Source organism: Martinezella lusitana (assembly GCF_900094565.1).
Classification (GTDB): domain Bacteria; phylum Pseudomonadota; class Alphaproteobacteria; order Rhizobiales; family Rhizobiaceae; genus Rhizobium; species Rhizobium lusitanum.
Genome location: NZ_FMAF01000034.1, coordinates 20,373 through 32,517, shown reverse-complemented (window position 1 = coordinate 32,517; position 12,145 = coordinate 20,373). Strand labels below are relative to the sequence as shown.

Annotated in this window: 9 protein-coding genes; 8 read left to right on the top strand and 1 reads right to left on the bottom strand. The window is 58.5% G+C overall.

Going from position 1 to position 12,145, the window contains the following annotated elements; all coding sequences use genetic code 11:
- Positions 1-94 precede the first annotated feature (94 nt).
- From GA0061101_RS33790 to GA0061101_RS33770, 5 genes are all read left to right on the top strand, one after another.
- The gene (locus GA0061101_RS33790) at positions 95-508 is read left to right on the top strand and encodes a curlin (protein ID WP_037200594.1); all 414 of its coding nucleotides are present in this window, start codon (positions 95-97) and stop codon (positions 506-508) included.
- Between the two features lie 531 nt (positions 509-1,039).
- The gene (locus GA0061101_RS33785) at positions 1,040-2,221 is read left to right on the top strand and encodes an acyltransferase family protein (protein ID WP_037200569.1); all 1,182 of its coding nucleotides are present in this window, start codon (positions 1,040-1,042) and stop codon (positions 2,219-2,221) included.
- Between the two features lie 16 nt (positions 2,222-2,237).
- Complete coding sequence (locus tag GA0061101_RS33780) at positions 2,238-3,341, top strand: glycosyltransferase family 2 protein (RefSeq protein WP_037200568.1); 1,104 nt, start codon at positions 2,238-2,240, stop codon at positions 3,339-3,341.
- Position 3,342: 1 nt separating this feature from the next.
- Positions 3,343-4,368, top strand: a complete 1,026-nt coding sequence (locus GA0061101_RS33775) for a glycosyltransferase family 2 protein (RefSeq protein ID WP_092576734.1) — start codon at positions 3,343-3,345, stop codon at positions 4,366-4,368.
- Between the two features lie 6 nt (positions 4,369-4,374).
- On the top strand, positions 4,375-6,162 hold the full coding sequence (locus tag GA0061101_RS33770) for an ABC transporter ATP-binding protein (protein WP_037200565.1): 1,788 nt from the start codon (positions 4,375-4,377) through the stop codon (positions 6,160-6,162).
- 85 nt (positions 6,163-6,247) lie between these two features.
- Here GA0061101_RS33770 and GA0061101_RS33765 read toward each other — a convergent pair whose 3' ends face one another.
- Positions 6,248-6,772 (bottom strand): universal stress protein, encoded by a 525-nt coding sequence (locus GA0061101_RS33765; RefSeq protein ID WP_037200564.1) that lies wholly within the window; start codon positions 6,770-6,772, stop codon positions 6,248-6,250.
- A gap of 136 nt (positions 6,773-6,908) precedes the next feature.
- Here GA0061101_RS33765 and GA0061101_RS33760 point away from each other — a divergent pair, with 136 nt between their 5' ends.
- The 3 genes from GA0061101_RS33760 to groL all read left to right on the top strand — a co-directional run bounded on the left by GA0061101_RS33760 (position 6,909) and on the right by groL (position 11,979).
- The gene (locus GA0061101_RS33760; RefSeq protein WP_162693747.1) at positions 6,909-8,414 is read left to right on the top strand and encodes a trypsin-like peptidase domain-containing protein; all 1,506 of its coding nucleotides are present in this window, start codon (positions 6,909-6,911) and stop codon (positions 8,412-8,414) included.
- A 127-nt stretch (positions 8,415-8,541) separates the two neighbouring features.
- A complete protein-coding gene (locus GA0061101_RS33755) occupies positions 8,542-9,858 on the top strand; it encodes an MgtC/SapB family protein (protein WP_092576750.1) in 1,317 nt (438 codons plus the stop codon).
- Positions 9,859-10,359: 501 nt separating this feature from the next.
- Positions 10,360-11,979 (top strand): chaperonin GroEL, encoded by a 1,620-nt coding sequence (gene groL / locus GA0061101_RS33750; protein WP_037200561.1) that lies wholly within the window; start codon positions 10,360-10,362, stop codon positions 11,977-11,979.
- Positions 11,980-12,145 lie beyond the last annotated feature (166 nt).

Sequence of the window (12,145 nt, the reverse complement as noted above, 5' to 3'; positions counted from 1 at the left end):
CTGAACGACAACTGAACGGGCAATTTCGACTGGGTTCAGCTTAAAGATGCGAAAGTTGATCATCGGCCAAGGCAGCCGGCAAATGGAGATCAGGATGACCCGCAACGTGTTTAGGACCCTTACCATCACTCTTCTGGCCGGGAGCCTGGGGCAAGCAGCCTTGTCTATGCCAGCCCACGCCGGCGGCCGGATCTCGTTCAACCTCGCACCGGACAATGCCGAGGATGCGGGTCTTTTCTCAACCGGACTGCGCGTCTATTCGCTCTACCGCGGTCTGAAAGACGCCGACATCCGGCAGCTGGGCCGGGGTAACGCGGCCGGCATCGCCCAGGCCGGCCGAGGCAATCTCGGCTTCATCCAGCAGCGGGGCAATGGTCATTCCGCAACCTTGCGGCAAAACGGCAACAACAATGCTTATGGCATCTTCCAGTATGGACGGAATACTGAAACTGACGTGGTGCAGGATGGGGATAACGGCAGTGGTGCTACCTTCAGCTATGGCTGGTAAGGCAGCTCACGGCAGTCCCGAACGCGATGTCACGTTATCAATCCATAAGCAATCGGAAAGACAACTCTTAAAACGAATAGATCGAACGTAGTCCACCAGAAATGGAAAAAAGGCGGAACGGGCCGAGAAATATGCCGGCGGCTACAGTCTCAGGAATGTTTGATACCTCTGAAATCCCTCAGTAATTGTATTATGCAGGCACGGGGTTGACCGAAGTAAGGCACGCCCAACATTACAGTGCGGCACCCTGATCCGCCCCCGCCACTGGCGGACCGGTCTGCATAGTGAATGACAAAGTCTTGGCCCTAGGAGAAGGGACATTTCCGTAATTTAGAAAACTTGGCCGTTATTTCAAACATAGGATCGACCACTGCCCTATCAGCTCAGAACAGCCCAGGTTTGGCCGGATTGCTTGGCAGTTCATCGATCCATGCGCAGCGGAAAAAGAACCGTACACACAAGCGGCAGAGTACCGGGGAGTCAGCGCTGTCGAGGAGAGGGTCCGATAAAGGCTGAAAGCCGGGGGTGTCTATGTCGAGTGCACGCGACCGCCAATTGGACGGCCTGAGAACTCTTGCCGTTGCCACTGTGCTATATGCACATTTCTTTGCGGCAGACGGCTCCATCTGGGGTCATCTCGGCGTCCGGCTCTTCTTTGTGCTTAGCGGTTTCCTGATCACGCGCCTGCTGCTGGAAGCACGAGCCGATGCCCGCTACCAGCCTATGACGGCGCTGAAAGCATTCTACATCCGCCGCGCGCTGCGCATATTTCCTCCCTATTTCGCTGTTCTGGCGCTGGTGTGGTTCGTCAATCTCGAAGGTGCTCGCGGCAGTCTGAAATGGCACGTGCTCTATTTGGCAAACTACTGGTATGCCATGCACAACGAATGGACGCCCTGGGTTTTGTGCCATACCTGGAGCCTCAGCATCGAGGAACAGTTCTATATCGTCTGGCCTCTGGTGATCTTACTGGCGCCGCGCCGGTTTATTGAACAGATCTGTATCACCGTCATTGCCTGTTCGCTTGCCTATCGCCTCTGTTGGCCGCTGACGGGGACACCCTCCCTGATGCGGGACTTGCTCCCTTCGGCCTCGATGGACGCGCTGGCGGGAGGTGCCTTGCTTGCGGCCTACCGCCAGAGAACACAGGCCTGGCCGCAATGGATGCGGATGAGCTGGATACCCCTGGCGGCCGCAGCCACCGTGGCGCTGTGGCTGAGACCCGATCCGATAACACCGATCCTCGATTGGGTGATCTGGATCGGCTCGGAGGTCTTTCCGCTCGTTCCGCTCGTTATGCTGGTCGGCTGCAGCTCTTCGGGCTTTCGATCTCCCTTTGGCCGGCTGCTCGAACTCTCGCCAATCACCGCCGTCGGGCGGATAAGCTACGGCATCTACCTGTTCCATCCGATCGTCCTTTCGCTGATCGTCAAGGCCCAATCCTGGATTCCGGTCAGTGTCTCCGAGCAGGGTTTCGGCCGCTTGATCGTCGGAAGCGTTGCCACATTGGCGCTGGCCTCGATCTCATGGTTCGTTTTCGAAAAGCCGCTGAACAACCTCAAGCGCTATTTCCCCTATGTCGCGCGCAGCCATCCGTCGCTTGCTCCGTCGACCGCCACAGCCGGCGAGCCGCGGGAACAACGGCACGGCGCGAAGACGTTCGAAACGGCGCTTTATCGCGGCGACGCCGTCCAAACTTCCGATCTCCAATAGGTGCGCGAGCTAAAGAATGTCCGTTCCACTGGTTTCTGTCCTACTGCCCGTCTACAACGGCGAACCCTATCTCGCCGCCGCCCTGGAAAGCGTCCTGCGGCAGGATTACGAGCGTCTCGAGGTCATTGCCATCGATGATGGTTCCACCGATCGATCGCTGTACATCCTGCGACGCTATCAGGAGGCCGATGGCCGGCTCCGCGTCGTCTCGCGCGAGAACCGCGGGCTTATTGCGACCCTCAACGAAGGCATGACCCTGGCCAAAGGCGAGCTGATCGCCAGGATGGATGCCGACGATATCGCCTATCCAACCCGCTTTTCGCGCCAAATTGCTCTGTTCCAGGAACAGCCTCGGCTCGGAATCAGCGGCACGAGCGTCGACCGGCTCATCGGCGATCGTGTCGTGCGCGGCACGCCCAATCCGATCCATCGATCGGCGGACTGGCATGTATTGTCGATGTTCTACACCGTCTTCATGCATTCGACCGTGATGTACAATCGCAACGTCATTCCAGCGGACATGCTGACTTACGATGCGACTTATGTGCATGCGGAAGACTTCGATCTGTTTCGACGTATTACCCGCGAATTCCCTGCGGCCATGATTGATGAGAGCCTCGTCGCCTACCGCGTTCACGACGAGAGCGTCACCAACAAGCACAGGCGGCCGATGCGCCGGACACATCTGAAGATCGCCGCCGAGAATCTCCAACGGGAATCCCTGATCGACGATCCCGATGCGTTTCTTGCTATCGGCACGACAGTGACGCCGGACACGGTTCGGCGTGTCGCCGACTGTCTCCTCTCCATCGAAGGGAGGATCACCGCGCGCGGCATGCGGTCGTCCGCGAGCCATGAGGAAGGATTGATGTGCTTCTTCTATTTTCTTTACCAGCTCATCGCCGACGAGAAGCAGCCCGGGTTGACGCATCAGTTCCTTACGCAGACGGACAAATGGCACAGGATACGGCGTCGCGAGCGATACGGGCTTCGCGCCGCCACCCATGCGCCCTGGTGCAGCCGCCTCTGGAGCGACGCAAGCCTGCGTCTCGACGCCCTGGCAAGATACCGACAATCGGTGCCGGCGAGGAGCGTGCTGCCGCTGCAGGGGCTTACCTGACATGGCGGGAGAGCGTTCAGAAATCACGCGGGAGCGCGCGCAGCCGTCCGCAAAGCCTCCTCACCCGTCCACCGGTCGAGATCCCACGGCCAGCTTCATCGTCTGCACATACAATCGTGCCGAAGCGCTTCAGACTTGCATCCGGGCGATCGAAGCGGCCTGTCGCGCGCATGCCTCCATGACAAGTGAGTTGGTGGTGGTCGACAATGGCTCGACCGACGACACCGCCGAGCGGTTGGCCCGCATCGCTGCGACGTCGAGCATGACGATTACGCCGCTGGTGGAACACCGCCGCGGCTTGGCCGCGGCCCGCAACGCGGGTATCGAGCGGTCTCGCGGGCACATTCTGATCTTCATCGATGACGATTGCGAAATAGACCTGCACTACTTGCGGGACCTGGAGCGACATTACGCGAACGGAGAGCGCTGTGTCGTCCGAGGTGGCCGCGTCGAACTGGGCAACGCACTCGATCTGCCATTTACGATCAAGCGATCGCCGCACCGAGCCCGTTTTACGCCCGATGTCCATCCAGGCGGCTTCGTCCTGGGCTGCAACATGACGATGCACCGGGAAGTCGCCATGCAGGTTGGCCGCTTCGACGAGCGCTTCGGTGCCGGCAGCGCCCTGCAATCGGCGGAAGATACCGACTACCTTGTCCGCGCCTTTCAGCTTGGCATCCCGATCGAATATGTGCCCGATATGACGGTCCTGCATAATCATGGGCGTAGTACACGCGAAGCGATCGAAGGGCTTCATCGCAGCTATAGCCTCGGAAACGGCGGCCTTTGCCTGAAGCACCTGTTCACGGCGCCGTGGCTGCTGCGCCATTTCTGCTGGACTTGTCGCTCGGCCTGGTGGGAATTGTGGGGCGGATCGCGCTTCGATCCGGAAGTTTCCTTGTCCCACTGGCCGATTGTGTACATGAATTTGCTCGGAGCGGTCGAATTCGCGCGACATGCCGTGATGAAGCTGCCCCGGTCGCCGGAACCGGACCAAATCAAACAGGCAACCCGCTCGTTGAGGTGAGATTTTATGCTGAAACTCCTCCTGCCGGGTCTGCAACTCCTGCGACAAGCACTCGGCCGACAGATGCGCCTTCTACCCGTCGTCGTCATGTTCGGCCTGATGAGCGCCGTGCTTGAGGGCACCGGTATCGGCCTCATCATTCCGATGCTCAGCATCATCGGCGGTCAAAAGGACCCGACGGGACTGGGTGGACTTTCCGCTCTCTTCCAGCAGATTGGATCAAGCATGGACGATCGGCAGCGGATGATGGCGATTGCCGCCTGCATCCTGGCGCTGATCACCTTGAAAAACATTATCGCCTTTGCAAATACCGCGCTTACTAACTTTGTTTACGGCAAGGCGGGCCATGCGATCCGCAGCGCGCTCGCCGACCAGCTCCTGAAGATCGGATATCCCTTCTTCCTGCAGGAAAGTCCGGGTCGGCTGCTGAACATCATTTCCAATGAATCCTGGCGGGCATCGGACGCTATACAGACGGTGCTTGCTGCGATCGTGAACGCATCTGCGAGCATCATCCTGCTTACCTTCCTGCTGCTGTTGTCGTGGCAAATGACACTCTGCGTCGCGGTCGGCCTCATCCTTGTCCAGGTCGCGCATGCCGGCCTCTCCGCCAGCTTGAAGATGCCTAGCCGCAACGTCACCTCCTTCAACAACGAACTCGCCAGCACAATGCTGCACCTCGTCCATGCCGGACGGCTGATCCGCATCTTCGGCCAGGAGGCGCGCGAAAAAGCTGTGTTCGACGGCGCATCGAACGCCGTCAGAAAGGCGGGCTTCATTCTGCAGACCCGCCAGGGCGCGCTGCCTCCACTGACCGAGGTACTGCATTCCGCACTTTTCCTCGCGGTCGTCGTCAGCGCCTGGGCCTGGGGCGTCAGCTTTCCGATCATTGTGGCCTTCGTGGTCCTGCTCTACCGACTGCAGCCGCATGTGCGCGCCTTGCAGCAGGCATGGAGCCAGGTGCAAGGCTGGAGTGGATCGCTGGAGGAAGTCCGCTGGCTGCTGGATTCCTCCGACAAGCCGCGTCCGCCGACGGGAGACGCGCCGGCTGAGGGGCTGAACCGGGAGATAAGATTCGACCGTGTGACCTTCAAATATCCGGGCTCTGCCGCGCGCCCGGTGGTGCTGCACTCCGCCAGCTTCCAGATCTGCCACGGTCGCTCCACCGCGCTCATTGGCCGCTCCGGTGCGGGAAAGACGACGATCGTCAACCTTCTTTGCCGCTTTGTCGAACCCGACGAGGGCGAGATTCTGATCGACGGATTTCCACTCAGCCGTATCGATCCCGCGCAATGGCGAAGCCGGCTCGCACTCGCCAGCCAGGACCTTGAACTGGTTGATGGCACCATCCTCGAAAATATCACCTATGGACTGCATGCCTCACCCGCGGAGGCCGAGCATGCCGCCAGGCTTGCGGAGGCGCATGAGTTCATCGAAACGCTGCCCCATGGATACAAAACCCTCGTCGGCTATCGGGGCGCCAGCCTGTCGGCCGGACAGCGGCAGCGGATCGCGCTGGCAAGGGCACTTGTGCGCGATCCTGATATCCTCATTCTGGACGAGGCCACCAACGCCATGGATGGTTTGTCGGAAGCTGCCATCGTCGAGACGCTAAAATTGCGTGCCGGTCGCCGGACGACGATCGTGATCAGCCATCATCGCAGCACGATCTCGTTCTGCGACGACATCGTCATCCTTAGCGACGGGCATGTCCGCAACCAGACCTCGTTTACGCAGGTCGCGTCCCTCAGCATGGACCAGCTTTACGAGCATGAGCTGCTCGGCAAACATTGAACTTGTTTTCCCCTAAACGTCTCCCAGAGCCTGGCATACGCCGTCACCCGGACCATGCAGGTCGTTTAGTGCCATAACCACGGCATCAATGCACGGTGATGCAAGTCGCAGAGCAACGCTGGGCGATTTTGGTGGACACGCTGCCGAGAACGAGTTGCGACAGGCTGGAAAGGCCCCTTGCACCACAGACGACAAGGTCGGGATGTTCTCGTTCGATCACTTTCATGATTTCCTCGACCGGGTTCCCATCCAAAAGATGGGTTGAGACGCGATCGACACCATGCGCATTGACCGCATACTTGGCACGTTTGAGAATATCTGTCCCAATCGCCTCTATGGCCCGATACGAGGCACCAGGATCTGTGATTGGAAAAGCGATTGGAAAGCCGGGCGCAGCGACGGGTGGGATCGTGGGGTCATCAACTATCCTCAGGCCATCGAGATGTTCGACTGTGATCATGCGCTGGAGATCGTCATCCAACTCACCAGAAAGCATGACATGCACCAAATGAACTTCTGCATACCGCCCCTTGGCGAGCTCCGATCCGATTTTAACCGCCTTCTGCGCGTGAGGTGAACCATCTGTAGCGATCAAAACCTTCCTCGACATATCACTTCCTCCTGGTGATCTAGCGGCAACGCTTATTGGACCATAGCCATACCAAGAGTAGCGCATCGGAACACACAAAACGCATTGATGAAGATCAAAGGCGGCGACTATCCCGTTCGCTTGCAATGAAGGATATTTGCGCCTGATCAATGCACGCCGCATTCCTTCACGTCACTTTACAATTTTTACAGGAAGAGGGGCGGCAAGGATGTCCGGGTTTTCGGCAACACAAGCGTGGACGGTATGCGTCTCCATCGGCGGTCTTCATCAGAACTTCCGAAGCCGCGGCCTCACCATAGCTATTCTAGCTGCTTCGTTGTTCGTCGGTTTTCATCAAGCCGGCGCTGCACCCTTGCAGCCCTCCTTGGCACCGATGCTGCAGACGGTCATGCCGAGTGTTGTCAGCATAACCGTCCGCTCGAAAGAAACGTCGAGGGATGAAGGCTTGCTGATTGTGCCTCAAGAAGAGCGCTCGAAGAGCGCCTCCCGGGAGGCAGCGGCGGTGATGCACATTTCCCAGACCGTGGGAGCTGGCGTGATCGTCGACGCGGGCAACGGATATATTCTGACGAACAACCACGTGATTGAAAACGCTGCCGATATCAAGGTTACGATTGCCGATGGCTCCACATATGACAGCAGGGTGGTGGGCACCGATCCCGAGACCGATATCGCCGTCATAAAGATCAGCGCGCCGGGGCTGATCGCCGTGCATTTCGGCGATTCCAGTAAGCTGCGGGTCGGCGACTACGTCGCCGCCATCGGCAGCCCCTTCGGCCTCGGCCAGACCGCCACATTCGGAATCGTCAGCGCGCTCGGCCGAGCCGAGCTTGGAGTTGAAGGCGATCAGGACATCATTCAAACCGATGCTTCGCTCAATCCCGGCAACTCCGGCGGCGCCCTTGTCAACCTCGACGGAGAGCTTGTCGGCATCAACAGCGCCATCATCGGCCCCTCAGGCAGCAATATCGGCATCGGTTTTGCCATCCCGATCAACACGGTGAGAGGGACCATGCAACAACTGATTGACCATGGTGAAATTCGCCGCGGCCACCTCGGCGTTCTAGTGCAGGACAACAATACAGACTTCGAGAAAGCTCTGGGGATCAATGTATCCATTGGCGCATTGGTCAACGATGTCATTTCGGGATCGGCGGGTGCAGCGGCGGGAATAAAACCCGGCGACGTCATCATTGCCGTTAACGATTCCCCGATTAAAGATGCCAGCGAACTGCATGCGAGGATATCGTCTTACGTCCCGAAAACATCTGTGAGGCTGTCACTGCTTCGTCCAGCCGGTAGGGTCGACCTAGATGCAACGCTCAGCGCGACGCTTCCGGAAGACCAGTTGCCTGTTCCGGCCGAAGTCGAAGGAAAGGGATTGCTGGAGAGTGTCACGCTCGACAAGCTCGGATCCGATTCCGATGCTTACGGCAAGGTCGAGGGAGCGCTGGTGTCGGCCTTGATTGATGGTAGCAAAGCGGCGGCAGCCGGACTGACAACCGGCGATGTAATCGTCAGTGTCAATCAACAGCTCAGCCCGACACCACAGATGGTTGCCGACCTGGCCCAGAAACAGAAAACTCTCCTGCTGCTTGGAATATTTCGGGACGGCCATCGGCGTTTTCTCATCGTAAAATGACGATCCGAAACTCTGGCATGCATCGGATGCGGCCGGAACGCTGATCCGCTTTCTTTCCAGGCCCCGGCTTACCCCACGAAACGGCACGGAAGCTAACAGCGGGCCATGCCAAATGAGGTCAGCGACCATGATTGCTACAATGACTACAATAGAAGCATTCCAACGCCTAAGTTTGGCTCTCGCCATAGGCATTCTCGTTGGCATCGAACGCGGTTGGCAAGAGCGTGAGACCCCCGCGGGCAAACGAACGGCCGGGATCAGGACCTACGGACTCGCCGGCTTCCTGGGCGGCTTCTGTGGCTTCCTCTATCCGGCTGTTGGCTCCCTCTTGCCGATAGCGATCTTTCTCGCCTTCAGCGTTGCGATGATCATCTTCAGCTACATGCAGGCAGCGGAGGAAGGCGACTATAGTGCCACAGGTGTCATTGCCGCGCTCGCCGTATTCGCACTTGGACTGGGAGCGGTTGTCGCCGACATGACGGCAACGGCGGCCGCGGCCGTTGCCATTACTGTCTTACTGGCCGCCCGTGAGCCATTGCATGGATTCTTGCGAAGGCTGACGTGGCTCGAGCTTCGCGCCGCCCTGATCCTGCTCTCCATGACCGTTATCGTCCTTCCCATTCTGCCCGACAGAGCCCTCGATCCCTGGGGAGCGATCAATCCCTTCGAGTTATGGGTCATGACGATATCGGTCGCGCTCATCTCGTTTGTCGGTTACGTCCTGATAAAGCTCATGAGTTCCGGGGCTGGTATCATTGTGACCGGCATCGCGGGAGGCGCTGTTTCCTCTACTGCAGTTACGCTCTCCTTTGCTCGGCAGTCATGCCGAGCGCCGCAGCTGTCGACTACTCTGTCCTCAGGAGCCATGGCGGCAGGTGCGGTATCCCTGACACGCACACTACTGCTTTGCGCTGTAATTGCGCCACAGACCGCACAGATACTAGTTACCGTCCTTTTACCTGCAGCAGCGGTCCTTGCGGCGGGCAGTCTCGGCAGCGCCTGGCGCAATAACGTCGGACTGCCCGACTTCATTCCGGCTAACCCGCTGGAAATATGGGTTGTCCTTCGATTCGCCGGCATTCTGATGATCATCAGCTTAGCAACGCATGCCGCGCTCGCAACACTGGGTTCGAGGTCCTTCCTCGCGGTAGCCTTCGTCTCCGGCCTTGGCGATCTTGATGCAATCACATTAACTGTGGCGAGGCTGGTTCCGGCGCAAATCGGCGACATTTCAGCTGCATACGGGATTGCTCTTGCCGCCGCAGCCAATCTTCTAACAAAAATCACCCTGGCAACACTTGCCGGCACAAGGCTCTATTCATTACGCCTGCTCCTCGTCACCCTCGGTGCCATGGCAGCGGGAATAATCAGCATCGCCCTGTATTATCCGTCAATGATTTTGGGATTGGTCAAGGCACAGCTTGCGGTATTCGGCCTATATTGAGCCGCCAAGTTTTCTCGGCATTCGGAAGCTCAATGACGCCTGGGAGTTAGGCAGAGCCAAAGTCCGGCGGCTGATATCGTGGCTAACTGACCTAGGCGCCGTCGATCATCGGCGACGGAGAGAAATCCCGAAACCCGAGTTTGGCGTCTGCACACCACGGGTCGAACTTTCCAACCGGCTTCATGCGTTCGCGATAGCGGCCTGTCCGGAACGGATGGTCCGGTACATGAACATATCGCCCCGATACCGCGCAATTCCTCATTGCCGAAGAAAGAATTGTAGTCATGAACAATGCCTTCACTGTGGCCTTCTCGATCTTCGATAAACCAAAGGCCTAAAGTCGTAAGCACTGGACTGCATTGCGGAAGATCAATCTTCTCTGCCCTACCCGTTTCCTGCCCATGTGCTCGTTGACGTCGGTCAAATTCATTCCGGCGAATGTGTGTTACCGAATACTGATGAGCCGTCAGGCGATCTCATGGCCACTTCGGGAGACGGGAAATGGCACACAAACAAGTTTTCTTCCATGCGGAAGCCAGGGGCAAGGTTCTTCTAGGTGCAACCAGATTGGCGGATGCGGTTCGCATCACGCTCGGTCCACGTTCCAAGTCGGTCCTGATCGAAAGGAAATGGGGCGCTCCAATCGTCTGCAACGATGGAGTGACAATCGCAAAAGAGTTCGATCTGAAAGAGCCAGAGGAAAATCTCGGGGCGCGCATGCTGCGCGCCGCTGCCGAGAAAACCGGGGAAATGGTCGGAGATGGAACGAGTACGTCGACTATACTCGCCCATGCAATCCTGGCGGACGGCCATCGAAATGTGGTGGCTGGCGCCAGCGCCATCGATCTCAAGCGCGGCCTTGACCGCGCGGTCAGCAGGACCGTCAAGGCGCTGCACGATATCTCCAAGCCGGTCACGACAGATAAGGAGATGCAGCAGGTCGCGGCCATCTCGGCTCACAACGATGAAGCCATCGGCAAGCTCGTCGCCGAGGCCATGTCCAAGGTCGGCAAGGAAGGTGTAATCACCGTCGAGGAAGCCAAGACAATGGAAACCCGCCTCGACCTGGTGGATGGTATGCAGTTCGATCGCGGCTACATCTCACCTTATTTCGCGACGGATTCTGAAAAGATGGAGACCATCCTGGAAGATGCCCGTATCCTTATTTTCGACCGGAAGATCTCGGCACTCGGCGACCTGGTCGGTTTGCTTGAGGAAATCGCCAAATCTGGCAGGCCGCTTCTCGTCATAGCCGAGGATGTTGAGGGAGAGGCGCTTGCTACCCTCATTGTCAATCAGATCCGCGGAACCTTCCGCAACTGTGCAGTCAAGGCTCCCGGCTTCGGCGATCGCCGCAAGGCAATGCTTCAGGATCTGGCGATCCTGACCGGGGCTCAACTTATCTCCGAAGATCTCGGCTTCAAGCTCGACAAGGTCACCCTCGAGCAACTCGGCACGGCAACGCGCATCGTCGTCGACAAGGACACCACGACGATTATCGGCGGCGGCGGCACGCAACAGGCCATCAAGGGACGCAGCGACCAGATCCGCAACGAGATTGAAACGACGACCAGCGACTACGACAAGGAAAAACTGCAGGAACGGCTTGCCAAGCTTTCGGGCGGCGTGGCCGTCATTCGTGTCGGCGCTCCATCGGAAGCGGAGGTGAAAGCCAAGAAAGATGCCTTCGACGATGCGATCAATGCCACCAAGGCCGCGGTCGAGGAAGGCATCGTTCCCGGTGGCGGGCTCGCGCTGCTGCGATGCATAAAAGCTATAAGCCAGGAAGAGGAGGCCTGCGAAGGGGATGAGCGAACAGGCGTTCAGATCCTGAAGCGTTCGCTCGAAGTTCCGGCGCGGCAGATCGCCGAAAACTCGGCCGTGGACGGCGGAGTCGTTGTTGCCAGGATGCTCGAAAGCGAGGGAGTCGTGGGCTTCGATGCCGCCCGCAATCGCTACGTCGACCTCCTGCAGGAAGGCATTATCGATCCAACCAAAGTTATACGCGTCGCACTTGAGAATGCAGTCTCTGTTGCCAGCATATTGCTGCTGACCGAGGCGACGATGACGGAGATCCCCGAGCCACTCCCACAGCCGGCTCCGCCGCCGATGGAGATATAGACGCAGGGGTCGCCGATTGTGTCCCTTTCGTCTGCGCGCTGGTGTCCGGCTGTTAGGCGAGCGCGTCGTGACGGCACATCCGCATGACACCCTTGTCACAATGTGGACAGAACGATTGAGCGCCGTTCGCTAGCGAGAAAGTTCGATACCAGTCTATCTTCGATAA